General features: G+C 48.3%; 32 protein-coding genes. 1 reads left to right on the top strand and 31 read right to left on the bottom strand.

Going from position 1 to position 22,188, the window contains the following annotated elements; all coding sequences use genetic code 11:
• Positions 1–2 precede the first annotated feature (2 nt).
• The 22 genes from AC3E9V_RS17105 to AC3E9V_RS17000 all read right to left on the bottom strand — a co-directional run bounded on the left by AC3E9V_RS17105 (position 3) and on the right by AC3E9V_RS17000 (position 12,820).
• A complete protein-coding gene (locus tag AC3E9V_RS17105; RefSeq protein ID WP_488749361.1) occupies positions 3–584 on the bottom strand; it encodes a hypothetical protein in 582 nt (193 codons plus the stop codon).
• Positions 581–925, bottom strand: a complete 345-nt coding sequence (locus tag AC3E9V_RS17100; protein ID WP_488749360.1) for a hypothetical protein — start codon at positions 923–925, stop codon at positions 581–583. Before AC3E9V_RS17100 ends, AC3E9V_RS17105 begins: the two co-directional genes overlap by 4 nt.
• Positions 926–928: 3 nt before the next feature.
• Positions 929–1,255 carry a hypothetical protein gene (locus AC3E9V_RS17095; RefSeq protein ID WP_488749359.1) on the bottom strand — a complete coding sequence of 109 codons (327 nt, stop codon included), beginning with the start codon at positions 1,253–1,255 and terminating at the stop codon, positions 929–931.
• Between the two features lie 9 nt (positions 1,256–1,264).
• Positions 1,265–1,669: a hypothetical protein gene (locus AC3E9V_RS17090; RefSeq protein WP_488749358.1), complete on the bottom strand. Its 405-nt coding sequence runs from the start codon at positions 1,667–1,669 to the stop codon at positions 1,265–1,267.
• Positions 1,666–1,935 (bottom strand): hypothetical protein, encoded by a 270-nt coding sequence (locus AC3E9V_RS17085; protein ID WP_488749357.1) that lies wholly within the window; start codon positions 1,933–1,935, stop codon positions 1,666–1,668. Before AC3E9V_RS17085 ends, AC3E9V_RS17090 begins: the two co-directional genes overlap by 4 nt.
• A complete protein-coding gene (locus tag AC3E9V_RS17080) occupies positions 1,932–2,264 on the bottom strand; it encodes a hypothetical protein (protein ID WP_488749356.1) in 333 nt (110 codons plus the stop codon). Before AC3E9V_RS17080 ends, AC3E9V_RS17085 begins: the two co-directional genes overlap by 4 nt.
• A gap of 1 nt (position 2,265) precedes the next feature.
• The gene (locus AC3E9V_RS17075; RefSeq protein WP_488749355.1) at positions 2,266–2,463 is read right to left on the bottom strand and encodes a hypothetical protein; all 198 of its coding nucleotides are present in this window, start codon (positions 2,461–2,463) and stop codon (positions 2,266–2,268) included.
• Positions 2,447–3,376 (bottom strand): hypothetical protein, encoded by a 930-nt coding sequence (locus AC3E9V_RS17070; protein ID WP_488749354.1) that lies wholly within the window; start codon positions 3,374–3,376, stop codon positions 2,447–2,449. The genes AC3E9V_RS17075 and AC3E9V_RS17070 overlap by 17 nt, the downstream gene beginning before the upstream one ends.
• 15 nt (positions 3,377–3,391) lie before the next feature.
• Positions 3,392–3,646, bottom strand: coding sequence for a hypothetical protein (locus AC3E9V_RS17065; protein WP_488749353.1), 255 nt, complete (start codon positions 3,644–3,646; stop codon positions 3,392–3,394).
• Positions 3,643–4,092 carry a hypothetical protein gene (locus AC3E9V_RS17060; RefSeq protein WP_488749352.1) on the bottom strand — a complete coding sequence of 150 codons (450 nt, stop codon included), beginning with the start codon at positions 4,090–4,092 and terminating at the stop codon, positions 3,643–3,645. Before AC3E9V_RS17060 ends, AC3E9V_RS17065 begins: the two co-directional genes overlap by 4 nt.
• A gap of 26 nt (positions 4,093–4,118) precedes the next feature.
• Positions 4,119–4,721: a hypothetical protein gene (locus AC3E9V_RS17055; protein WP_488749351.1), complete on the bottom strand. Its 603-nt coding sequence runs from the start codon at positions 4,719–4,721 to the stop codon at positions 4,119–4,121.
• A 31-nt stretch (positions 4,722–4,752) separates the two neighbouring features.
• Complete coding sequence (locus AC3E9V_RS17050; protein ID WP_488749350.1) at positions 4,753–5,187, bottom strand: hypothetical protein; 435 nt, start codon at positions 5,185–5,187, stop codon at positions 4,753–4,755.
• Positions 5,188–5,258: 71 nt separating this feature from the next.
• Complete coding sequence (locus AC3E9V_RS17045) at positions 5,259–5,969, bottom strand: glycoside hydrolase family 108 protein (protein ID WP_488749349.1); 711 nt, start codon at positions 5,967–5,969, stop codon at positions 5,259–5,261.
• A 4-nt stretch (positions 5,970–5,973) separates the two neighbouring features.
• A complete protein-coding gene (locus AC3E9V_RS17040; protein WP_488749348.1) occupies positions 5,974–6,294 on the bottom strand; it encodes a hypothetical protein in 321 nt (106 codons plus the stop codon).
• Between the two features lie 4 nt (positions 6,295–6,298).
• Positions 6,299–8,644: a tail fiber domain-containing protein gene (locus AC3E9V_RS17035; protein WP_488749347.1), complete on the bottom strand. Its 2,346-nt coding sequence runs from the start codon at positions 8,642–8,644 to the stop codon at positions 6,299–6,301.
• A 10-nt stretch (positions 8,645–8,654) separates the two neighbouring features.
• A complete protein-coding gene (locus tag AC3E9V_RS17030; protein WP_488749346.1) occupies positions 8,655–8,978 on the bottom strand; it encodes a hypothetical protein in 324 nt (107 codons plus the stop codon).
• Between the two features lie 3 nt (positions 8,979–8,981).
• The gene (locus tag AC3E9V_RS17025; RefSeq protein WP_488749345.1) at positions 8,982–9,395 is read right to left on the bottom strand and encodes a hypothetical protein; all 414 of its coding nucleotides are present in this window, start codon (positions 9,393–9,395) and stop codon (positions 8,982–8,984) included.
• Positions 9,396–9,519: 124 nt separating this feature from the next.
• Complete coding sequence (locus AC3E9V_RS17020) at positions 9,520–10,164, bottom strand: hypothetical protein (protein WP_488749344.1); 645 nt, start codon at positions 10,162–10,164, stop codon at positions 9,520–9,522.
• 86 nt (positions 10,165–10,250) lie between these two features.
• A complete protein-coding gene (locus AC3E9V_RS17015; RefSeq protein WP_488749343.1) occupies positions 10,251–10,709 on the bottom strand; it encodes a hypothetical protein in 459 nt (152 codons plus the stop codon).
• A gap of 13 nt (positions 10,710–10,722) precedes the next feature.
• On the bottom strand, positions 10,723–11,952 hold the full coding sequence (locus AC3E9V_RS17010; protein WP_488749342.1) for a hypothetical protein: 1,230 nt from the start codon (positions 11,950–11,952) through the stop codon (positions 10,723–10,725).
• Positions 11,949–12,314 (bottom strand): hypothetical protein, encoded by a 366-nt coding sequence (locus AC3E9V_RS17005; RefSeq protein WP_488749341.1) that lies wholly within the window; start codon positions 12,312–12,314, stop codon positions 11,949–11,951. The genes AC3E9V_RS17010 and AC3E9V_RS17005 overlap by 4 nt, the downstream gene beginning before the upstream one ends.
• On the bottom strand, positions 12,311–12,820 hold the full coding sequence (locus AC3E9V_RS17000; protein ID WP_488749340.1) for a hypothetical protein: 510 nt from the start codon (positions 12,818–12,820) through the stop codon (positions 12,311–12,313). Before AC3E9V_RS17000 ends, AC3E9V_RS17005 begins: the two co-directional genes overlap by 4 nt.
• Before the next feature lie 172 nt (positions 12,821–12,992).
• Here AC3E9V_RS17000 and AC3E9V_RS16995 point away from each other — a divergent pair, with 172 nt between their 5' ends.
• Positions 12,993–13,184 carry a helix-turn-helix domain-containing protein gene (locus AC3E9V_RS16995; RefSeq protein WP_488749339.1) on the top strand — a complete coding sequence of 64 codons (192 nt, stop codon included), beginning with the start codon at positions 12,993–12,995 and terminating at the stop codon, positions 13,182–13,184.
• 44 nt (positions 13,185–13,228) lie between these two features.
• Here the strand turns inward: AC3E9V_RS16995 and AC3E9V_RS16990 are convergent, their stop codons facing one another.
• From AC3E9V_RS16990 to AC3E9V_RS16950, 9 genes are all read right to left on the bottom strand, one after another.
• On the bottom strand, positions 13,229–13,726 hold the full coding sequence (locus tag AC3E9V_RS16990) for a sulfotransferase (RefSeq protein WP_488749338.1): 498 nt from the start codon (positions 13,724–13,726) through the stop codon (positions 13,229–13,231).
• Positions 13,727–13,731: 5 nt separating this feature from the next.
• Positions 13,732–14,553, bottom strand: a complete 822-nt coding sequence (locus AC3E9V_RS16985) for a hypothetical protein (RefSeq protein ID WP_488749337.1) — start codon at positions 14,551–14,553, stop codon at positions 13,732–13,734.
• A 32-nt stretch (positions 14,554–14,585) separates the two neighbouring features.
• On the bottom strand, positions 14,586–14,837 hold the full coding sequence (locus AC3E9V_RS16980) for a hypothetical protein (protein WP_488749336.1): 252 nt from the start codon (positions 14,835–14,837) through the stop codon (positions 14,586–14,588).
• 10 nt (positions 14,838–14,847) lie between these two features.
• Positions 14,848–15,654, bottom strand: coding sequence for a class I SAM-dependent methyltransferase (locus tag AC3E9V_RS16975; protein WP_488749335.1), 807 nt, complete (start codon positions 15,652–15,654; stop codon positions 14,848–14,850).
• A gap of 295 nt (positions 15,655–15,949) precedes the next feature.
• A complete protein-coding gene (locus AC3E9V_RS16970; RefSeq protein WP_488749334.1) occupies positions 15,950–16,786 on the bottom strand; it encodes a tyrosine-type recombinase/integrase in 837 nt (278 codons plus the stop codon).
• 130 nt (positions 16,787–16,916) lie between these two features.
• On the bottom strand, positions 16,917–17,222 hold the full coding sequence (locus AC3E9V_RS16965; RefSeq protein WP_488749333.1) for a hypothetical protein: 306 nt from the start codon (positions 17,220–17,222) through the stop codon (positions 16,917–16,919).
• Between the two features lie 234 nt (positions 17,223–17,456).
• On the bottom strand, positions 17,457–18,740 hold the full coding sequence (locus tag AC3E9V_RS16960) for a glycosyltransferase domain-containing protein (protein ID WP_488749332.1): 1,284 nt from the start codon (positions 18,738–18,740) through the stop codon (positions 17,457–17,459).
• A gap of 68 nt (positions 18,741–18,808) precedes the next feature.
• A complete protein-coding gene (locus AC3E9V_RS16955; protein ID WP_488749331.1) occupies positions 18,809–20,230 on the bottom strand; it encodes a DNA-methyltransferase in 1,422 nt (473 codons plus the stop codon).
• Complete coding sequence (locus tag AC3E9V_RS16950; RefSeq protein WP_488749330.1) at positions 20,227–22,188, bottom strand: DNA cytosine methyltransferase; 1,962 nt, start codon at positions 22,186–22,188, stop codon at positions 20,227–20,229. The genes AC3E9V_RS16955 and AC3E9V_RS16950 overlap by 4 nt, the downstream gene beginning before the upstream one ends.

Genomic DNA, 22,188 nt, shown 5'->3' with positions numbered 1-22,188 from the left:
TTTTAACATTTTACGAGTTCCCCATTTCTTAAAAATCCATGCCATCCTGGTACTGATATACTTCCGGATCCTGCATTACAGGTAGTTCCGTTTTTGTCTACGGTTACTGGCTCAGTCTCCGGGTTGCCATGACGAACCCAGCATCTATGAGTCCTGTCTTTAGGCATTGTGCAGTTGCTGGCTCTGGAATCCACAATCCATGTTTGGTTATTGGGCAAAACAACTTGCAGGTGAGGCCCTTTATGATTGTCCCAATACATTTTTTCCGGATACCAGGTGTTCCAGTAAATATCCCCCGGCTCAGGTCTGCCGGACTGGGTGCCATAGATCCGGGATCTGCACAAATTAAAACTAGGCAGACTTCCATGACTTCTGTCTGTTTTCCAATCTATAGACTTACCACACTTATCGCAGGTGACTTTTATATTTTTATCCACCTCAAACCCTTCCAGTTCCAGCTTATCAGCTTGCTCATGGAGCGTGGTTTCGCATCTGTGGTAATCGTAATTGTCTTTACACTTACCATCCCATACAACAACCTGCGATATCCTGTAACCTACTACGTCTATAAATCTGGTTTTCATCTCTTAAACTGGTTTAAATAATGCTGCAAGTTTTTCAGAATACTTAAAGCCTTGGATCTGATCGCTTCATTGTTGGCGTAAAGTGCTACATAGGCCATGTTTCCGATGGCTGTTGCATTTAAATTGCCATAGTCCATATCGGCAGGATCGATGCTGTCAAACTGCTGATGTACAAACTCATCGTCGTGGATCCTTTGTACACAAATACCATCGGCGTATTTTGCCTGCTTTTCCAACGGATAAAAAGCTATCTCCCTTTGAATGTTCGATAAATGATCGGGAGTGTACTTCAGCCCATGGCTGTCATAAAATCCGAATATCCTTTTTATGGCGTCTAGCATGGCTTAGTTAAAATATCCGGTTTGAAATGTTTCAATAAGCTGGTATGTACGCTCGATCTCATTTGCAGACATGCCAAGTCTGACCATGGCCGTTTCAAAGCCTGCATCATTTATGGGTGCATCAGAGTTCATCGCGAGATTCCAAAGCCTCCTGTCATTTTCGCTAAGGCTTGCTTCAAAATTTCTGGCATAGCGCTCTACTTCCAGTTTGATATTTCGCTTGCCTATCTTAACCGTCGGGTTATTGTTGGCTATTTTCCTGGCTATAAAGTAAGACCCCACACCCACTGCCAATAATGCTCCAATTCCTATTCCTTTTAGATTTTTCATGGTTTTGTTTTATGCTGTTAAAAATTTTGGGTTTGATACGGTGCAGGCCTGGCCGGTGCGTACACACTCGGTGTAGTGGCACTTGCAGTACTCGCTTTCGAGCTCACGGGCTTCTATCTCCATGGGCATATTGTCATAGCCATAGCGAAAGGCCTGGCCAAAGTAATCTGAGTAAAACCCGAGCAGTCCGCGCTGCTGAAACTGCCGCCAGTGGACCTTCTCATGCTCCAGCAGGTTGCCGTTGCTTAGCTGGTCTTTGCGCACGAAGATCCCCACCGGAGGCACGGTCATGGCATTAAAGCCAAAAGGCAGCTGCCCCATAGGTATCACGTCAGGATCCTGGTACCGGCGATATGCCGCATAGGCCAGGAGGGCTACTGCTGAAGCGGTCAGTATGGTGGCTTTTGTGGTCAAAGTTTCACTACCGGTTCGGTTATCAGTTCACCATCTATGTAGACATTGCCCTGATCGTATTTCACATCGATCATACCTTTGGAGGTGGATACGCTTACGTTTGTGGCAGCTGTAACCTTCGTGGTCTGTCCATTGTGCTCTACCAGTATGTAGTCAGCTGTTTTGGACCGAATGGTGATGATGCTTTCCTGGTAATTGTCCCGGTAAGCTTTCCACCCAAAGTATGCCAGCGCTCCTATTCCGGATATTACTAATAGTTTTTTCATGGTGTTTGTGTTAAAAACCTTAATACTTCATTTCTCAATGAATCCGGATGGATAGACTGATCATCCAGGATGTCATCTATTTGGTCAGACAGCTGGTCGGACTCGCCCGAGAGCGTCGTGATCACCAGGCTGTCGCGCCGGATCTGCTCGGCTATGCGCTCATTGACCTGGTGCAGACTGTCATTGGCAACTTGAAGGGAGCGGATCTGACTGTCAGTATCATACATTTTCACAGACCCCAACGCTGCAATAAGTATATTGATACCTACAGACACTGCCAGTGCAATGCGGGTGACCCGCCCCTTCTCGTTGTACCAACTAACCGCCATCCTATTTAATTAGTGATTTGAGTGCCATTTGGTTTAGTCCGTTGCTAAGCTGCCGGTCTGCTGCCGGTAGATTGAGGCCTGAAAGGAATTTCAGGGTTTTCACGCTCAAAGAGCTGAGTTTTGCCAACGCAGCTGCTTTGCTATTCAGTTCGTTTAGATCGTTTGACTCGATCATTATTTCTTTAGGATGCCTGGGCATGTGCGTCGGGGTTTGGTGTTGGTAACAGATCTATGACGGTCTGGGCATTTTCGGCAAACTTTTCATCGCCGGAGTTAGCCAGACCTATGATCACTCTATACACCAGCTGCTTGTGCTCTGGTGTGGGCAGGCTGTTGTACCACTGGATGATATCAGACAGCTTCTTATCGGCCGGGCCTGCCAGGGCTGCCTGGCCATTGCCGCCAAATCCCTTGCGCAGGTTTTCGCCCAGCCCATTCATCAGCGTCATGGCGCCCTCCGGATTTTGCTGTGCGAGTTCAAATATCCCGTTGAGCTTTTCGCTCCATCCTTTTGCTTTGGTGACCTCAGATTCTTTTTCCTTGATCTGGTCTTCCAGCTTATCCACCTTTTGCCGGTGCTCTATCTCAGCTAGCTTGTAGCCCTGGATCTGCTCTTTTAGCTTCTCGATCTTCGTGGCCTGCTCTTCGGCTTTTCGCTCCAGCTTGTCACGCTCGCTTTTTACCTGTTCGTAGAAAAACGAAGATGAGGCGGGGTTGGCAAAGACGGCATTAAGGCCGGTCATGCGTGGAGCGGCGGGCTCAGAACCTGGTGGTTCTGGCTGATGGGCTTCCTGAGCAGATTCACCCCCCGATCCTGACAAGTCAGGATCACCCCCCTGAAGGGGGGAGTGCCCCTTTACAAGGGGGATTGTAAACCGGTCTTTCTGCCGGTACTTTTGTTTTTCCACTCCGTCTACGGTCTCTCTGCGGCCATTGGGCTGGTATACGACTACTTGCAGTTCATCCAGGTCGGGGTGGTCCTCCAGTACACCGTTTAGCGTGCCTACACTCAGCGGACTGGACTGGCCATCGTGCAGTAGCTCATTGTCCTGGCTGTACAGGTTGTATCGCCAGGCCGGGTTTAGATTTTCTTTGAATTGGTTGATATTCATATCTTCTGGGGTTTTTTATTTCTGCTGTACGGGCAGGTTGGCGGTGACGCCTCTGCCCTGGTTTAGCGCATTAAGTAATTTTCTGCCCTTTCGACGATTAGCAGGCCATATACTGTCCTGCAGACTTTCGCCTATCTCCTGGAGCAGTGACAGGTCTTTAGGGTCATAGGCTATCAGCTGCTTTTGGATAGCTGGCTGCTGCTGATTGCCTTCCTTTTGCTGGTTTCGTGGTGAGGTCTTTTTAGTGCCTCCTTTGTTAGTTGATTTCATGGGGTTTGTTTTTTTGGTTCTACTAATTTTTTGATACGGCGATAGTTGAAGTAAGCGTACAGAGCGCCTGCACTGAGCAGGGTGATGCCACCTATGATGGCATACTTTTTCAGATCAGCGGGGTCCGGCAGGCCAAAGTCAAACCCTCCCGGATCCAGCGCCGAATAAAACAGGTCATCACGCTTACCCTGGCTGGTGTTTTTAGCGGTGTCAGGATCAAACTTACCGACGGCATGCTGTACCCAGCCGCCTTCTTTGAGCTGCCACCATACTACACCGGAGCGTACTACCCACGTTTGTATTTCCCCGACGATGCTGCCGGTTTCGTACTCGCGCGTGACAGGACCCTCCGGGTAGCTATGCACGGTGCCTGGCTTCAGGGCCTTTAGTGTGGCTTCTACATAGTAAGAAGCCTGATCGTCTGTGATTTCCCCTAATCTGGTCATGTGCATTGGCGCTTGGTGGTAAATTTTTAAAGTTTAGCTAAAATGTCCGCCACGGCGTATATCTGCCGTTTGTCGCGGTACATCACGTGAAAGCCATCGCCTTCCCTGCTGCCTGCAATGTTTGTATTGCCCTCCAGGGTAATGGCCATGCGTCCGTACGGATGCCAGTTATCAATAATGCCCGTGTGCGCTACTCTGCCCAGCCTGCTATTGTATATCCAAAATACGTCTGCTCTATCTGGTCGCCGGTGCTTACTCAATGTGTACTTGCCATGCTGATACAGTATGCTGTTTTCGGATTGAGCTCGATTATATGTATAAGGTGTATAAGCCCATTTTTGCATGGTGAGGTAGCTATCCAGGGTGCCGGTGTCTATGCACTGGCTGTAGTGATAGGCTACGGCTGCTCCACACCAGGCGGCGCCCGGCTCAAAATGCACGGTGGCCAGCATCTGGTCTATGACCGGGCTGGAATTGTGCGTTACTTCCATTTCGCCTACTGCATCGTAGGACGCCTCAATAATGCAATCGCGGAGATCTCCCGGGGGGCTGTTTTCCGCATGCGTCAAATTGGGTATGGCTACAAAAGCCAGCATCATAATCAATAGGGAATAAATAGTGTTTTTCATGGTGTATTGTGTTTTAGTTAAAATTTGAGTTTTATAAATACCCTGCCTGAACGCTCAGTATACACCAGGCGGCCAGCGCAAAGAGTACCAGGTAGAGGGTAATTAAGATCTTAGCCCGGTAGCGGTCCACGGCGCTAAACGTGCGGTCCTTAAATGCCCGGGTTTCAAATACGTCATCCAGCCATCGGCCTGCCAGCGGAAAGCTAAACTTGATCGCCCACCAGGCCGCTGCCCCGGCTGCATAGAAGCAGAGCAGGCCATACACGATGTTTTGGAGCAGGCCTGGGTCACTAAAGCCAAACTGAAAGTCTGCCAGCGGGTAGAAGACCCCGTAAAGTGCGCGGATCCACGTAGGAAATGTAAGCCACACGCCCAGCAGGATGATGAGCATGTAAAACTCATTGAGCTGCTTCCAGTGCCTCCGGAAAATTGTTAGCCATTTAGGTGGCTGTTTTTGATTGTCCATTGCTTCCATTTTTGCTCGGTCTAGTTTTTGTTTGAACTCCATGCCCCCTTTGCCTTTCGGCATTTCCCCCGTCAGGGGGAAACACTCCGTTTCTTATATGCTTTGTACAAAAAGTAACCACCTATGATGGTTACCACTGCTATCCCGGCTTTCGGGATGTCTGCTACATCCGGTACCGGTATGATATCCGGGAGGAAAGCCCGTGCCCTTTTGAGCCAGCCTTCCATAAACTTTCCGGAGACGATGCCCCGGCTGACCATGTCCTCGTGAAACTCCTTTCTCCGCTCATAAAAAGCGGTGAGCAGCTCATCCGGATCAGCGGCGTTTACTGCGCTAATGGTCTGCGGACCTATGGCATTGTCCACCGCTATGCCCCCTTTAGTTCCCCCCGAAGGGGGAAGACTGTTCAGTGCCTCTTGCAGGGTCTTTACTGCCTGGCTGCTCAGGATGTACAGATCAAAGTAGGCGTTAGCTACGTCCTGGCTGTTGATCTGGCCTGCCCGGCTATCCTGCCAGCGCTCCTGGTAGAAGTCCCTGACGGCCTGGTCTATGAGGCCAGCGTACTGGTAGCTGTCAGCGACAAACTCACCGGTACGCGGCTGCCTGCCCTCCTGGAGCATGAGCCAGATCTTCCAGTTGTCAATCTGGCGCCAACCACCCCAGGAGGGCCACACCTTACGCGCTATCCCCCTGTACGTCTCACCACCGGTATCATCCGGGTCGTTTACGTAACCGCCCTCGTGCTGCTGGACGATGGAGTATGCTGGGGGGAAGGAGGACATTTTTTTAAGCTATTATTCCAAGGATCCTAGCATGCTCTGTGGCAACTGCTGGATCGTAGTTTATAGCCTCTGCGTATGCTGCTCTTACAGGATTACTTTTTGCGTTTTCTGGATCTTTTGTCCAAAGTAGATGACTTTCAATAGTTTCCTCCCAGGCTTTTTGGTTTACTTGATCGTATTGTCGAAAACGCATAAAAATTTCATCGAGTCCCGGGTACTTGCTTAATAATTTCTCTGGAGTCATCTTCCTAGTACTTAAGAAAAATCCTGTTGCAGCCAGTAATCCACCTCCTATTAATAATTTTTTCTTAGTTGATTTTTTCATCTTATTACGAAATTTTAAGTTTATTAATTTCTTTTTGTAATTCGTTTATCGTTCGTTGCTGCTGTTGAATGACCGAATATATCGGTGCCAACATTTGTTTATCGTCCCATCCAAAATATCCTTCATTATTTCTACGAAATACTGGTGAATTTCCGTAATTCTTGTCAACATAATTGGCTATGAATCCCCACTGGTCAAAATCTCCCCATTCCTTGTCTTTGTATCTGAATGTGTAAGGCTTTGCTGACATTACGAATCTAAGAGCCTCGTTTTCTGAAAATTCTCTGATTTTTTTCTTATAAATCTTATCCGAAACGATTCTGGTAAGTGTTCCGTCTGATAAGGCTTGTATATCCTCTGTCCCCGTACCAGTTAAATCACTAGATTTTAAAGGTCCTATAAAGTTTGCACCTCCATTATCTATTAGTGTTAACACATCGAGTGCGTTGGTTTCGTCTCGAAATCTCAGGTTCCCAGTAGCAATCCTCTGTATTCCCCATTGTGACCCGGAACCATTCGTTTCCTTAAACCTCAAAAAGGGTGATCCGTTTGACCTTATCAGCGTAAGAGGCTGTGCGTTTTCAATCGTTACATTTCCAACAACATATAAATCATTCTGCACCTCTACCAAGCCACTCTCTACGCTAAGCTCGGTGGTGCCATTGTAGGCCAGGTCTATGCCGGTGGTGGCGTCTATGGTGAGCAGGCCGGTGCGGGAGATGTTGGCTACGTCCTGAAGGTCATTGTCATTGAGGCTGGTGTCTCCGGCATTGGAAATGGTCAAATAATCTGACCAGCTGTGGGCTGTGATTAACTCTGCATCCGGGTCGCCCTGGATCCGGAAGCCATTTCCTGCATCCCTCAGTATCCGGGACCCATAAAAATCGGAGCCTGTGCCTGAGTACACATAGTATGTCTGGGTAATGCTTGTGCCAATGTTGTCTACTTCATAATAGCCTCCTGACCCTGCTGATACGGTCAAATAGCCTGCTACATCAACATTCCCTGACTGATCTACCGAAAAAACATTAGATGCGGACCCATTGGCTTGTACGGCAAAGACGGATGAGGTGTCCGTGTTATCAGCATCTATCATTACTACCATACTCGCATTGCTATATATCTGCTGTACGCCTAATCCGAGGGTGTTATCAAGGGTAACTAGCCCTGAACCACCGGCAACACCAAAAGACATTCGGTCATTCTGGTGATCATACTGGATAGTCCCTCTGTTGCTAACTGTATCATTGAACCGGATATAGCCTAAGCCTGTGTCACTCGTGATAACAGCTATTTCATTCTGGGAGGAAGCAGTGGTCCCTACCTGAAAATTCCCACTTCCTTTAGGGATCATAATTATGCTTGCATTGGCATCACTGCTCTGTGCCGTGAAGGTAACTCCACCTGAATTGCTTGAATTTCCAATTAGCAGATCATTACCCGAATCATCGGAAATATTATCAAGTGCCGCATCATCTATGCTCGGTAGCGTAGCAATCTGCGCGGCGCTCAGTTCTGTGATCTCTCCATATACGAATGCATCGCGTACCTCATCAAACCCAAAAAAGAAGGGGTTAAGGCTGCCACGGTCTATGTACATGCCTGAATAGCCAAGGGTAACGCCGGAGCCTACCTCGCCATCATTGAAGGCGACTACCGCATCGGCGGTTACGATCTCTGCATCTACCTGCAGGGTGCTGCCCTGGATGGTGACGTCTCCATTGAAAGTGTGTGTGCCGCCCCAGCTGATGTTTTCCCCATTGATGGCGGCTATCACCTCTGCGGCAGAGCTGTAGGTTTCGCTAAAGCTAAAAACGCCCGTACCACTGTCATAGCTCAGGTCTCCGCCTGCACTCACAGCTGCCCGTGCCCGGGCATCGGTGTAAAAGAGATTGCTGCCCTCGGTGAGGTCGGTGGTGCTGCCACTTACAGCCACATCTGCCAGGTCGGTCACTTCTATGTTTTGCACGTCTATCCACACGGCGGCCCCTTCGGTAGGATCTGTACACTCATACAGCTGGTTGTTATCCGCATCATAGTACTTAGACCCGCGGCGGTACCCCGCTGAGCTATCCTCATTGACCGTGGGTGCGCCTGAGCCGTCGAAGGTGTTGCGGACGGCGACAAACTGATCATTATCCTTATCATACAATACCCCTGACGTGCCGTTTTCTATGCCGGTCATGTCAAAGAGCAGGTTGACCGACTCATTATTATAGAGAACCGGAATCTGCACCTCTCCATTAGGATCGATCAGCTGATCGTTGTAGTCCGGGTGCTTAAGCGCCCTGCGGGTAAGATCTCCTGCGGCCATGGTAATAAAAATCAGTATGATGCCTAAATATTTCATTCATTTTACTTCACAGTGGGCCTATTTTTCCGCCTGCCACATTTTTGATAACGACGATATTGGATGCGGCTGCCGGGGCATAGATCCAGATACTGCTGTTGTACAGAAAATTGTCATTTTCCGGAGAAAACTTCCGGGTTTCGCCTGCAGCAATAGCGACATTCTTGTTTTTTCCGTTTCTCTGAAAATTGACGTACACTGTGGATTGATCTCCGGAGGCGGCCAGGTTGTTTTCAATGCTGTAGTCAATCACCCTGCCCATCTGAACCTCACGGCTCTCACCGGCAGGGATATCAAAATTTTGCTCATCGGGCTGTGCTTCGTAGATGACCATCGTTTATTCTTCTTTTTTTCGCCACAGTAAGAAAACAAGCTGGTACTTCAGCGCATCAGTCGCTATCGTAGCGTTGATCTTCGTTTTCACCTTGTACTTCGCTCCTTTTTGGAAGGTATGCATCAGGGGTAGAAATTTATCTACCTGACCCACATCCTTGGTGGTTTCCAAAATGGTTTTATTGGCTATCTGCATGAGCTCCCGTGACTGATTGTCCTGGATGCCTATGTCATAATTTTTAACCAGGTCGCCATCGGTGATCTCCAGCAGCGCTACGCCCAGTACCTTGTCATAGGCACTGTCAAACTCCAGGTCGTCAGATTTGGTGGCTGCGGTCACGCCTATTGCATATTCTACTTCAAGGGTTTGAAGTTTGGTTTCCCCGCCTATACCTAGGATTTCTGCTACTCCATTCATGGTGTTTTGTGTTTTGTCCCTGGTGTCAGGGAGTTTGTTTTTTGATGTTTTTTAAAAAAGCCCTGCCTGCCATGGTTTGCGGAGGCAGGGCTTTTGAAGAAATATGAAGAAGTACTTTTGCCGCTTAGCGTTGTACCGTCTGCAGCCCGGGGATCTTCAGCTCAAAGTGGTGCTTAGAGCCGGAGTCTACCGTCTGGTCCTCAGGGAAAGTGAGCATGATGTCGATCGGCTCATTCTCGATGAAGTACTGCACCGTGTCGAGTTCCATAGCGTACTCGCGAGATCCGCGCGGACGGTCTGAAGCTGCCTCGGTGAGAAACTCATCGATGGGCTTTTCCACAAGCACCCGGCTGTTTTGCTTGATGGTGAGTACAGCTCCCCTCAGCGCCAGGTCCAGGTTGGACGTGTTGATGAGGTTGGTATATTGGACCTTCGCAGGGTCAGTCTCAGCCGCGTCTTTGGCATAGCCAATGATCATTCGGCTGAAGAAATGATTTTGCAGGGAAGGAAGCTTGTTACCGTCAAAGTTGGTCGTACCTACCTTGTGTACGGTGGAAGCTTTCACAATATGCTCATCGCCGGACTTGCCAGTGACCTGGTAGCGGATGTAGAGCGTTTTGTCAGCAAATTTGAGCCGGTCACCGGCCAGCTGACGAAGCGTTTCTTCGGGGATCCCGTATTTTCTGGACGCCAGGTTTGGGCTGTTACCAATCTGGCTAAGTAGCGTGCCAACGTAGGCAAATTCTTTAGATATGAGTGAATTTTTCATGATTTTATTGGTGTTTTGTGCGGGCCTCTGGGAGGCGCTTATTTTTCAAAAATTTATTTCCTTTTTCTTATTGAGTTTTTACCAACTTACATGGCGTGCATGTAGTCGGTCATCATCTCATCGCTCGCTCCTGTGAGGGAGACAAAGTCATTTTCCAGGGATGTCTGGCCCATGCCCAGCATGCCACCTGGCGATGTGGGTGCTTTGAGCATGTACCCGTCTGCCGGTAAGCCCATAGATCTTCGCCTGGGACCATTGATAGATGGTATGGCCTGGGATCCGGTCAGCTGCTTAAGACCGCCGAATGTCCCTACTATGATGTGCCCCGTGCCAAATCCCTGTGCAAACTGCGCTAAGGACTTGTCTTTTTGGGTAATCCCAAAATATACTACTCCGGCTCCTGCTAGGATATTAACGATCCAAAAAGGAACCGGCAGCTTTGCTGCCAGCATTCGCTGGAGCAGCGTAGCAACGAAAACTCCCGCGTTAGCGCCTAGCGCCGCTACAAGTGCGTTTTCTATTTTGCTCGATTCTGCTTGTGTCATGGTTTTAAAATGTTTAAAGGTTTACTTTGATTGTTTTAGAGCCGGATGTTCCGGGTTTCTTAGCCCCCTTTGCTTTTCCCCCACTAGGGGAAACAGAGGATTTTTTCTTTTTGGCCTTTTTTGTTTTCCTTCCAGGACCATTCATTTTTTGCTTTTCCGTCTTAGTGGTGGACTCTTCATCACTCAAAAACATGCTGCCGAGGGCGAAAACGGCCCCTGCTATGATCAGTGTGCGCACGGGATTGTCTCCCAGGATGCCTGCGGTTTGCGGGCCTGGCTGGGCGGTGGTATCCAAAAGGTCACTGGCGTCACCTACCGCGTTTTTTGCCGTGGTGGTCATAGAGGCATTGGCTGCCGCTGCCTGTTTTCTGCGCTCTTCCGTAGTGATGGGATCAGACGGCTCGGGCGTTCTGGTTACCGCCTCGCCTGTTTCCCTGTCCAGGGTGACCGTAAGGTTTCCCTCCGGATTAGCTATAGCTGTACGTGTGGTGGTATCGCTGCTGATCCTGCGGGTGATGTTGCGGGTCTGAAACTCCGGGGAGAGGTCTGCAAAAGTCTCCAGCTCAGCCATGATCAGGCCCAGTCCGCCAAGTACGGGGGTATCTTTTTTCTGCTGCGGTGCCCGGTTATCCGGCCACTCCCAGTCAAAAACGTGTATGACCGGATCCAGCACATAGTAGGTGTTGCGGCCTGCCAGTAGCTGGCCTTTGGGTACCACCACATACACGTGGCTGTAGTCCTGCTCTCCTGCGTACTTGACGCGGCGGATGTAGTGGCTAATGCCCAGGTTAGTAAGTATGCTGCTGATGCTGATCACAAAGCAGTCACAGTCTACCCCGGTAGCGCGGTCTGCATAAGCCCTCAGTGGAGATCGCAGCTCTTCGAAGCGGCTGTTATCCTTTTTGTACTGATAGAGTCCTACAAAATAGTCGTGTATGTTTCTGATGGTGTCTTTGAGGGTGTTGCCTTCCAGTGCGGCAGCTATTTTTTTGGTTTGATCCAGGGTGTCGTGGATGATCCGGAGCATATGGTCTACGGTAGCATCCGTCATCACGCTGGTGCCTATGCGCTGATTGTTTCGGATCAGCCACGGGTCAGTGCCCTGCAGCTGGGTGGTGTCCCAGTAGCGGTCATAGGCGCTGGTGCGAATGATGGGACGGGGTCCGTATCCGGGCACTTGTGAGCCGGTGGCCTGAAAGTCGCCATTGAGGTATTTTACGCCATATGGTGCTCTCATGCTCATATCCAGCCTTGATTTTTGGCCAAAATGCCACCGCCCAGCACCAGCAGTGCGGGGATGGCGTATTTTTTCAGGTCAAAACCTGCCTGTTGGGGAGGGTCTGGGTATCCTGCAGGGTAACCGCCTGGATTGATGCCCGAACCATCATATCCACCGGATGGCTGCTGTCCGCCGCTTTTTGCTTTCTGAACAGTTTCTATTCCAGTGTTTACGATCTTAAAAGCCGTATCGAAAAGCTGGGTAATGTCTTGCTGGTTTCTCTCCCACCAGTCAAATACCCCGCCGCCATCGGTATCGCCACCCGTTTCGGTGGTGGTGTCCAACCAGTTGTTGGTGTATAAATTAAAGTCTCCGTTTCCGTTCATATCGTAAAGGTGGTTGAGTAAGTAAGCGGGATGGTCTGCTGACCGCCGAGTACCATTTCTGTATCAATTTTAAATACTTCGTTATCTCCTATCAGACGGCCAATGACTGTCTGAAAAAGCTCCCTGGATGAGGTTTTTACAGGTGTAGTGATGCGTATCTTATGGTTGTTTTCCCCTTCGGTGATGTTGATAGTGCGGGTCTGGTCTGAGGGGGCGTTTCGGGCTATTTCTCTCCACTGGTCCACGCCGCTTTCATCTGTGCCTACGCGACGGGAGATCACCAGCACCAGGCGGGTAATGGTAAATGATATGGGCAGGAAGTTGTCTATGCTAAAGTTGAAGTCGAAGGACAGGGTGCCTTCTACGGGGTTGTACCCCACGTTGGTGGGCTTGTGGACCTGGAAGTTTATCTTCTCACTGGCCCAGCTGCTTATTTTCTCCAGGATGACGTCTTTTTTAGACCCCAGATAGAGAAACCCAACCCCAAGTAGTATGTATTTTAGCACATTTTACAGTTTTTGGTGATCTGTCTGTAGTGCAATCATACGAAGGTGCTTTGGCGGGAAAAGTCACTTTTCTGCGATTACCGGCATTATTCGGCGTTAGGCAGGCAAAAACTGTTTTTTTCTTTAATTTTATACGACACAATACACCAACACCAAAAAATCAAATGCGCTTATGGAAGAAATTGCAAGTACGCAGGAAACCAAGCGGCCATTACAAGCACCTATGAGTAGGCGGCAGATCGCTGAGCAGCTAAAAATAAGCAGGGATACAGTCCGGAAGTATTTAAAAAAAGTGGGGATACGGCATACTGAGTTGCTTACCCAGCGGGAGTTGGATCAGTTCAGTGAGTTTTATTTTGGGTAAGCCCCTCTGCCTTGCGGCATCTCCCCCGAGGGGGGAGAAAAGGATTAACTTCTATTCTCCATTGGAAATGGCTCTTTTGGTATTGGTTTACCTAAAAAATCACACAGCTGCTCCCAGTTGAGCACGTTTATATCCATGACCAGCATATTTTCGGCAGATAAAAACCCCTTTGTCCGGTAATTAAATATCATTCCAAGATGCTTAAGTTTTAACGTTAAAGCCTCATTTTTAGAAAGAGGTTTTCTTCCATTAATCATATTTTGATGAACATAGCTTTGATACCAGCTGTCAAATGACCTATGAACATAGATAAACTTAGCTCTGTCACCATACCTATCGACAAACTCGCCCAGGCGCTCTCTACCTAAATACATGATATCATGGAAAGCATTATATCCTGAGGCTATGAAGGGATCCAGGTTGGTAGTTTGGTCTACTACCATGTGGTCATGCATGCTTTTGATGCCCAGCTGTAAGCAAGCGCGATGTATAGAAGTGGTGGCGCACTTGCCGTGGGAGATGTTGAGGATAATAGCTTTCATTTTTTTTAATAGGAATATTCCTTCAAAAACTTGGTATGGTTAAATAGGACGGGGGTGTTTTTGTAGTATAGTTTATCTTCTGCCTCGTAGCATGGGGTATCGTAATACCAGATAGCATTGTGCAAGCTGGGGTGCTGTGGTATAAAAAGAAAATCCTTAGCTACTATCCAGTTCATGAGCCACTGGCCAGCTGCATGGTGATCAAATACCCTGGTCATACGATCGATATTAGCCAGGTATTGCTCACTCATGGACCTGTAGGTTTTCGCGGTGCAGCAAATAAAGCCGGCGCAAAACATTGGTTTTAGCCAATCCCCGGGATACTCCCTTCGGGCGGCGGTATAGCCTACTTTATTTTTAAGCTTCCAAAACTCTTCGCGTAGGTGTGTAGGAGGGTAGCTGTGGTAGTTGCTCAAAACAGAACCTTCTATAGCCCATGTAGTATTTATATTTTTTAACTCATCCTCTGTAAATGGCCGCTGCATGACAAAGTCTGCATCTATGTGGATGATCACTTCATTATCATCAAACTCAAAGTAATCTAACCACTCGCCGCCTTCGGCACAGGCATAAAACTTACGGTTCTTTGGCCATCCGGGCCGGTAAGAGGTGAGTTGATTAAGGCTGATGGTTTGTACTTCAAAGTCTCCCTTGATTCCTTTCACATGCATTGGGATATCAACCGGTCTTAAAGGCTCATGACCTTTACTTATTATCAAAATACACTTTCTAATGCCAGTCGCATTTTTTTCAAGTGAATTAAAAAGCGGTTTGGCCTTATCCAGGTAGTCATCTGTAAGGGCTACTACTATTGTGGGGTATTTCATGGATCTATTTGGTTAATTGGTTAATTAGTTAGTTATTGGTTTATTGGTTTATTGGGTTGTTGGGGTTCATATATCACCGAAGCAATAAGCCAAATTTTCTTTTCAACGTTACCCGCGTGGTCCATGTTTTCATTGACAGTAGAGTAACAAACATTGTAAATTTTTGCATTGGCACGTTTTAAAAAATCATTCATTTGAGCATCTAATTTTTCTAAAGCATTATCATAATACTTGACTCTCAATGGGGTATCAATATACTTTAATACCGAAAATGTTTTTATCATCCTCATTCTTTTATTGTTCTAAATCCTCTATATCAAATGTACGACTCCAGTAATGCTCTTTATCCCGGGCAAACTCGCTATATGATTTCACAAATGGTTGGGCGGCTTTAAGTTTCGTGATCTGGCCTACTCCGTAATCCTGGGGGTAAACTCCAAAATCCCATGCTTTATCCAGTGATAGTAAGGTTGTAACCAGGTCCCAGGCTTTCCAGCCATTGCCGGTCCATTTTTTTTCGCGGCGGGGGATGGCCTGCATGGCTTCTGACTCGGGATTGAGGTCATGGCAGAATAGGGTGCCGCCCACGCTGAGCCGGTCCAGGCCGTTGAGGATATCCCACAGCACAGCGCTGGCATGGTGCAGGCCGTCTATGAAGATGCAGTCCACCTTCGCTAAAGCTACGGCGGACACGTCCGCCTCTAAAGCTTGTTTGGACACGTCCGCCTCTAACCCCCCTGAACCATCCTTCGGATTAGGTTCTGTCCCCCCGGATAGGGGGACATTTTCCCCACGCTGCAACTCCCAGAAGTACTCGCTGGGGCCGTGGTAGAAGGTGCCGTGGTAGAGGGGGTTTTCTACGGGGTGGCAGTCGGAGAGGTTTTTGACAAAGACCTTCTCTGCCTCTGGTTCGTCGTTAAAGCTGCGGAGTACAGGACGGGCAGCCACGGGTTTTTCTGTCCACATTTCGGGATCTACGCCGGTTTTGTGGGGGATCTCTATTTTATTGAAGTTGTGGTCGGGGAACTGTACGCCTATTTCCAGATAGGTCTGATATCCGTGCTTACGGGCGTAGTGGTTGATGATGTCGGTGTGGTTCATGGTGTATTGTGCTTGGTTATTGGTTAATTGGTTATTGGTTAATTAGTTATTGGGTTATTGGTTATTGGGTTATTGGGACTTACCGATTAAATTAAGTGCTGCTACCATAATGCAAACCAGGCAAATCCAAAAAAACAATGAGAATGTGTTGTTTAATTTTGTGCTATGTAGTGCCCAGTCTGATAAGGTAAATTTTTTGTTTTTCCAAATGTGGCTTTCAGGTAGAAAATGGATCATCACTCTAACTAAAATCCATGTGGGTAGTACTAGTAATTGTTTCATGATGACTTCCATATTAAATAGCAGTTAATTTCAACGAACCGAACGGGGAATGTAGCTGATCCATAGTGGTGGTGGACACATGGGTGTATCGTTCGGTAGTTTTGGCGTTTTTGTGACCCATCAATACCTGTATGATGCGCAGATCCGTACCTGCATCCATCAGGTGGGTGGCGTATGAGTGGCGAAGGGAATGCACGGTAGCAAGTTTGGTAATGCCTGCTTTGGCCATAGAGGCTTTCATCACGTTCTGGATGCTGGTGGCGCTGTATTTTCCTCCGGTTTGCCCTTCAAATAAATAATTTTTTGGCTTGTACTCCCGCCAGTATTTTTCGATAAGCTGAAGCAGCCGGGGATTGATCGGCACCTGGCGCTGCTTATCTCCCTTACCGATGACCACCAGGACCATACGAGAGCGGTCTATCCATCTGAGGGTGCAATCTATTGCTTCGGATATTCGAAGGCCACAAGCGTAGATGAGCGAAAGGATGGTTTTGTGTTTGAGGTTGTCAGTGGCCAGTATGAGGCGCTCCACCTCATGGGTAGAGAGCACTACGGGTAGTCTATCCTGTTTTTTTGCGAAAGGGACGTATTTCAGCTTATCGGGCTGGTGGATCACCCACCGATAGAAGTTTTTAAGGCATCCATACATCTGCCGCTGGTAGGCCGGTGAGGGCAGTGAGGTGATGAAGGTCTGTATCTGATCTGCTGATACGGCTTTTGGTTCGGATAAGTGCTGAAAGTGCTTAAGAAAAACACCGAGGCATGAGCCGTATGTGCTGATGGTGCGTGGAGACATTCTGGCGGCTTCCAGTGCTTTCGAATATTTATCAAGGTGCTTTCGAATTTCCATAACGTAAGTGTTTGATTTTGTGATCGTTAATGTGTGTTTGGTTTAAAGTGATGTTAGAAGCAAGACTCCTTATTCGCCCTTTGAAACCTCTGTGCATCTGGAAAGGAAATAAAAAGCCCTGCTACTCATTTCAGATAATGTTCATCGGCTCTCCATTCGAGTCTCTAAACCCAACAGTGCATCCACCTGATTCATGGCTATTGTACTCACGTGATGCTCCGCATAAGCATTGTTCTATCCTCTCAGATACATCCATTGTTGCGTATCTCTGATTGCCCCAATTTGGGTTACATACATGGCAATCAGAAGATGGAATTTGTACCACCTTCATAAATTGTCTTTTGGTTAAGTATTTAACTTGCTCTTCAAGTTGTTCGACTCTCTTTTCTAATAATCCCATCTTGCTTTTTATTTTTTGGTTACTTATTAATTTCATCGGTTAATCCCGTCCAGCTTCTAACATACACTAGCGCAAATCACTTTCAGGACGGCTATTGCGCTAGTTGGGTCGTTAGATTTCATGGGTTTATCTTTATGTTCCATTTTTCAAGCCAGTCAGTTTTTTCCAGCCTAAAGTAATCGTTCGCTTTCAGGAATGCCTTTACCAGCTTGTCATTTTCTCCGGGGTTTATAGTTTAAGTCGGCTGAAATCCAGCCCATATCTTTTACGTTAGACCAAATGCTCATTGAATTGCTGGCCTTCCAGGAGGCGGTAGTAGTGCAGGGCATAGTTGTTTTCGCACCGGAGGATCTGCTTACCGGTTTTGAGTACTCTCCAGCCAAAGTCATTGTCTATGCCCAGGGCGGCGCCTTCTGTGAATCCACCTACCTGCTGCCAGGTGTCTTTGTTGAACAGCATGGCAAACCCGCTGATGCTGTGCTGTTTTGCTTCCTCGGAGATGTCTGTGCAGGTGCCTGGTGGTAGGGAGGTGTCCACCATGTCGGCGACATTTTTATGAAAGAGAATGGAGGGATTGTTAGACCCGTGCTTATTATCGGCGATCTGGTCCAGCCGCTGGAGGGGGTTGGCGGTGCGGCTGGCATAGCAGGTGATGAGCCCGGCGTCCGGGTGCTGCGCGATGGCCTGCTGGAAGTTGGTGAAGTAGTTGGGGTTGATCCAAGCTATGTCATAGTCCTGGACTAAAATCCAGCTGTGGGCGGGCTGTTTGCTCACCTCCTGGTTGTAGGCGCGGCCCAGGTCTTTGAGACCGGTGCTGTCGAAGGGGATACACTGGTGGATGTACGGCAGGTTTTTGGGTTTTTTTACATGCCCTACCTCCCGGGCTATGTAGGTGCGCTCCGCTACGGTGACGTAGCAGGTGGATACAAAGGGGGTTTTGCCATCCCAAAGTGCATACGGAAAGCTGAGCTGGTCGCGGTGGCTATACCTGGCTACATCTTTCCACCACCAGTCCATAATGCGGGCTATCTTCGGGGTCTTTCGGCGGATCAGAAAGCTGGTATCGTATAGTCCATTGTTTTTTGGGTAAAACTGGTTGCTATATTCTTCCAGCTGGGCGCTTATCCGCTCATAGTTGGTGTCTTTGCGTAGCTTTTTAATGGCCTCAGCTTCCTCGTATATGCAATTGCGCTGCGTATGGTTTACCAGGAGCATATCAAAAGGCTCTGGGGTGAGGTTGCGTAAAAATTTGAATAGATCGGCTACTACTTCCAGCTTGCCGTCTACCCATACGGTAAGGTCATACTCCGGCAGGACCTTGTGTGGGTTGATCTTGTGAAACCGGGCCTGCTTTATGGGGTCCAGTCCCTCCGGAAGGTGAGGGGAGAGCGGTTTTATGGTCCATCCGTTCGCCTCAGCTTCCTGGTCCAGGAAAGCTATGTAGTCTACGCCTGGTGTTTTGGTGGGTGGACGAAGGGAATCGTAACCTCCGGTGATGCAGGTGTATACGGCTATTTTAAGGCCTTCGTACCAGGGAGTTTGGTTCTTTTTCATAGGGGTCTGCGTATTTGGTGGTGTATTGTGCTTTTTTTCAAAGGTATAAAATTATTTTTTAAGGGTTTTTATTTAAAAAGTCCTAATTCATTGTAAATCCGCTTTTCAAAGATTGGCTGATAGTCTGGGTTGATGTCGAAGGCTATAGCATCGCGGTTTAGCTTACGGGTGGTGGTAAAGGTGGTGCCACTTCCAACAAAAGTGTCAAGTACAATACCAGACTTTGGTTTGGAGATCACACACTTGCAGGTCATCGTATAACCGGTTTTGGTGCTTTCATAAATGTGGGCATTTTTATGACCGTCCTTTTGTCTGTTGCTGCCCTGATCCTGACGGTCGGCATTTCTGTCTCGATCATCAATGATGTGTTTTTTTGATGCTTTCGGTGTTGGCACCAGGACTTTTGAGTACTCCGGCATAAACGGAGCTCCACAGCATGAGCAGACATACTCCGGGCATCCGGCCTTGATGCAGTCTACTATGAGATTAGGCGGGTAGGTGGCAAAGTGTGCCTCCGAAAAGGGCTTGGTGGCAACCTCCCAGACAGAGCGCTTATTGGCTCCCTGGCTGGTTTGCTGTTCTTTGGTCATGTTGTCCCACTTCCCGGAAAACCCCCCATGCTCAAAGAACCTTTGTCTGTCTCGGTATTTTCTACTTTGTCCATCCGGCAATGGCTTTAATTTAGATTTCCGAATTTCAGTACCATGGCCTTTCCTGCTATCATTTATACTTCCATCAATGGCTTTTCCCCATGCATATTTTGTTTCATCAGGACACTTTGCCGGTTTTTTTATTGCTTCAGCATCGTAGAAGTACTTTTTAGACTTGGTGAGCAGAAAAATGTACTCATGGGACTTGGTGCACCTGTCGGTCACGCTCTCGGGCATGGGATTAGGTTTGCTCCAGATAATGTCCTGCCGGAGATACCACCCGTCATCCCGCAGGGCAAAGGCCACCATCCAGGGGATGCCGCAGAGATCTTTGGGTTTCAAAAAACCAGTGATCTTTGATTGCTGTTTGAGGGATTGAATTTGTGTTTTTGATGATCCTATTGTGGATGTTCTTGTTGCCTGATCATAGGTTCTTTTTTTCTCAGCTGCTGCATAGCTATCGCCAAAGTTCATCCAGAGGGTGCCGTCAGATCGGAGTACGCGGCGGGCTTCGCGAAATATGTACACGATATGGGCGGTAAACATCATGGGGTCGGGCTCGTGGCCCAGCTGCCCGGACCATGGAGCCACAGTCACCTGCATACCAAACAGACTAAAGGTAATCTCCGGAAAGTGGCTGATCACCTCAGCACCATAGTCGCGCAAAGCCCAGTATGGCGGACTGGTGACTATGCAGTGTACGGAGGTGTCAGGGAGTTTGCGCAGTCCTGGCAGGCAGTCTGTGAGGGTGACGGTGTTGAGGTATGGGGACACCCCCCTGAACCATCCTTTGGATTGGTTCTTTCCCCCCTCAATGGGGGATAGGTTGGAAGTTTTCACGCTGCTGCCTCCTTTCTGTCTGCTAAAATCCTTTTACGGGCGGCTGTCATGGCTTTTGCCAGGGTCACTTCCACGGCATTGCCGATGAAGCGCTTTTGGTCGGTCTGGGTGCCTTTGAGTACATAGCCGTCACCAAAGCCCTGGATGCGCAGGAGCTCTTTTACAAACAGCATGCGCATTTTGATGTCCATGATGCCGTAAGCGGCCATGAAAAGTTTTATTTTCTTCATGGTGTCTGAGTCGGTAGGGTAGATGATGATGGCTGGTATACACCCCCCGGCCTGCGGCCACCCCCCTGAAGGGGGGACATTCCCCGCTTTCTCTGCTTCTAGCAGGTATGGTGGTTTTTTGTCCATCCGGGCGATGAGGGTAAAGCAGGGTCTGTCCAGGTTCTGGCCGATGTTTTTGAACTGGTGGGTCATTAGCCACTCTGCTGTCACTTTGCAATGCTTGTCATTACTAAGGATAGATCCGGCAGGTTTGTCGATGCTCTGGTGGTTGTACTCGCTTCGGTACTGCTTATCCAGCCAGACGAGGGCCATGGTGTCACGGGCTACTACCGTACCGATGGGGTCATTGAGGGGAGATGTATTGCTGCTTTTACCTCCATTGCTGCTGTAGTATTTGGAAATAAAACCTTCTACCTGATCAGCGCTTATAATCGCAATCCTGTCCTTTGTGGTAAGGGTGTCGGCTGGTTTGTCCAAATCATGTGTGATGCCTGTGCCGTAATATTTGGATAAAAACACCAAATCCATATTGCCTCCTGTCTGAGTAAGTGTGCGGGATGGCTCATTTACAGACGGAACTTTGCTCTTTGGATCTCCTGAGTTTCTTTGGTGTAAAAACTCAGTGTTTACTAATGCTCCACCTCCAAAGCTGGTGATGGTACCAATAGGCTCATTTACGGATTTTACCTTTCCGTTTGGCCTGCCGGAAAAGTATTTCATTAGAAATTCAGTTTGAACGAGTGCCAGACGGTTTTGGGTTGTGACAGTTGGTGCGGTATCATCCAGATCGACCGGATTTGAAACACCTGATTTTCGATTGTTAGAAAGATATTTTGAAATAAAAGCCGGTTCTTTTCCTTCACCAACGTGCTTCACCAGTCCGGCATAGATCCTTTTCAGGGTATTCTCGCTGAGGGGCTTTTTCCTTCCGAAGATGCTTTTGCCTTTTTCGTCCAGATCGAGGGCTGGTTTTACAGGTCTCCATTTTTCCAGCCTGGTGACTCCTATGCCACCGCCTGACTTTTCCGGATCTTTAGCATGGGTGGCTTCCGGCCATGTCCAGGGCAGGCCTGGTTTTTTGAACTGACCGAAGTAGCGAACACGGCTGGTCATGGCTCCATAGTCGGCGGCATTCAAAATGCGGTAGTCATACTCATAGCCGTAGGTGTCGCAAATGTGCTGATGCCACCGGCGATAGTACAGTCCGTTCCTGTTCGAAATCGGCACTAAATGATATGGGTGACCTTGTTTTTCCACCCGTTTCTCCCTTTTTAATATTCTTAATTCGCATCTGTCTTTGAGCGCTTTTGCTGAAGCGATCCGCAACGGTCCCCAGCTCATAAACTCCACCACGTTTTCGATATCGATGTAGTCGGGATCTATAGCGTCAATGTATCTGTACAAATGTTCTGCCAGTGTCCGGCTGTCTGCATCTCTGCTATCACCCCCTTTGGCTTTGCTGAAATGGGTACACTCCAAACTGCCATGAAGACAGATAACCGCGTCAGGATCTTCGCGGCGGATCCGCTTAACCAGACGCGCCAGAGGTGATACATTGAAATTTCGAATATCTTCTGTGAAATGTAGTACTCCCGTGTGATTAGCTTTGTGGCTTTCGATGGCAATGGGATCGTGATTGATGCATGCGATTACTTTGGCGCCTGCACGTACTACGCCGGTGGTAAGGCCGCCAGCGCCACAGAATAGGTCTATGTAGTATAGATTCAT

It is taken from the genome of Marinoscillum sp. HNIBRBA16962 (genome assembly GCF_057801515.1).
The sequence above is the reverse complement of the archived record's forward strand: the minus strand, read 5'-3'. Positions and strand labels throughout refer to the sequence as shown.

Coding starts and splice junctions, on each gene's coding strand:
- AC3E9V_RS16975 (WP_488749335.1), bottom strand. CDS start 15,654: ATGAACCACACCGACATCATCAACCACTACGCCCGTAAGCACGGATAT.
- AC3E9V_RS16990 (WP_488749338.1), bottom strand. CDS start 13,726: ATGAAAGCTATTATCCTCAACATCTCCCACGGCAAGTGCGCCACCACT.
- AC3E9V_RS17100 (WP_488749360.1), bottom strand. CDS start 925: ATGCTAGACGCCATAAAAAGGATATTCGGATTTTATGACAGCCATGGG.
- AC3E9V_RS16970 (WP_488749334.1), bottom strand. CDS start 16,786: ATGGAAATTCGAAAGCACCTTGATAAATATTCGAAAGCACTGGAAGCC.
- AC3E9V_RS16995 (WP_488749339.1), top strand. CDS start 12,993: ATGGAAGAAATTGCAAGTACGCAGGAAACCAAGCGGCCATTACAAGCA.
- AC3E9V_RS17095 (WP_488749359.1), bottom strand. CDS start 1,255: ATGAAAAATCTAAAAGGAATAGGAATTGGAGCATTATTGGCAGTGGGT.
- AC3E9V_RS17085 (WP_488749357.1), bottom strand. CDS start 1,935: ATGAAAAAACTATTAGTAATATCCGGAATAGGAGCGCTGGCATACTTT.
- AC3E9V_RS17060 (WP_488749352.1), bottom strand. CDS start 4,092: ATGACCAGATTAGGGGAAATCACAGACGATCAGGCTTCTTACTATGTA.
- AC3E9V_RS16965 (WP_488749333.1), bottom strand. CDS start 17,222: ATGAAATTAATAAGTAACCAAAAAATAAAAAGCAAGATGGGATTATTA.
- AC3E9V_RS17105 (WP_488749361.1), bottom strand. CDS start 584: ATGAAAACCAGATTTATAGACGTAGTAGGTTACAGGATATCGCAGGTT.
- AC3E9V_RS17040 (WP_488749348.1), bottom strand. CDS start 6,294: ATGAAAAAATCAACTAAGAAAAAATTATTAATAGGAGGTGGATTACTG.
- AC3E9V_RS17045 (WP_488749349.1), bottom strand. CDS start 5,969: ATGTCCTCCTTCCCCCCAGCATACTCCATCGTCCAGCAGCACGAGGGC.
- AC3E9V_RS17005 (WP_488749341.1), bottom strand. CDS start 12,314: ATGAACGGAAACGGAGACTTTAATTTATACACCAACAACTGGTTGGAC.
- AC3E9V_RS17020 (WP_488749344.1), bottom strand. CDS start 10,164: ATGAAAAATTCACTCATATCTAAAGAATTTGCCTACGTTGGCACGCTA.
- AC3E9V_RS17025 (WP_488749345.1), bottom strand. CDS start 9,395: ATGAATGGAGTAGCAGAAATCCTAGGTATAGGCGGGGAAACCAAACTT.
- AC3E9V_RS17030 (WP_488749346.1), bottom strand. CDS start 8,978: ATGGTCATCTACGAAGCACAGCCCGATGAGCAAAATTTTGATATCCCT.
- AC3E9V_RS16985 (WP_488749337.1), bottom strand. CDS start 14,553: ATGAAATACCCCACAATAGTAGTAGCCCTTACAGATGACTACCTGGAT.
- AC3E9V_RS17070 (WP_488749354.1), bottom strand. CDS start 3,376: ATGAATATCAACCAATTCAAAGAAAATCTAAACCCGGCCTGGCGATAC.
- AC3E9V_RS16960 (WP_488749332.1), bottom strand. CDS start 18,740: ATGAAAAAGAACCAAACTCCCTGGTACGAAGGCCTTAAAATAGCCGTA.
- AC3E9V_RS17010 (WP_488749342.1), bottom strand. CDS start 11,952: ATGAGCATGAGAGCACCATATGGCGTAAAATACCTCAATGGCGACTTT.
- AC3E9V_RS17035 (WP_488749347.1), bottom strand. CDS start 8,644: ATGAAATATTTAGGCATCATACTGATTTTTATTACCATGGCCGCAGGA.
- AC3E9V_RS17015 (WP_488749343.1), bottom strand. CDS start 10,709: ATGACACAAGCAGAATCGAGCAAAATAGAAAACGCACTTGTAGCGGCG.
- AC3E9V_RS16980 (WP_488749336.1), bottom strand. CDS start 14,837: ATGATAAAAACATTTTCGGTATTAAAGTATATTGATACCCCATTGAGA.
- AC3E9V_RS16950 (WP_488749330.1), bottom strand. CDS start 22,188: ATGAATCTATACTACATAGACCTATTCTGTGGCGCTGGCGGCCTTACC.
- AC3E9V_RS17055 (WP_488749351.1), bottom strand. CDS start 4,721: ATGAAAAACACTATTTATTCCCTATTGATTATGATGCTGGCTTTTGTA.
- AC3E9V_RS17080 (WP_488749356.1), bottom strand. CDS start 2,264: ATGGCGGTTAGTTGGTACAACGAGAAGGGGCGGGTCACCCGCATTGCA.
- AC3E9V_RS17065 (WP_488749353.1), bottom strand. CDS start 3,646: ATGAAATCAACTAACAAAGGAGGCACTAAAAAGACCTCACCACGAAAC.
- AC3E9V_RS17050 (WP_488749350.1), bottom strand. CDS start 5,187: ATGGACAATCAAAAACAGCCACCTAAATGGCTAACAATTTTCCGGAGG.
- AC3E9V_RS17075 (WP_488749355.1), bottom strand. CDS start 2,463: ATGCCCAGGCATCCTAAAGAAATAATGATCGAGTCAAACGATCTAAAC.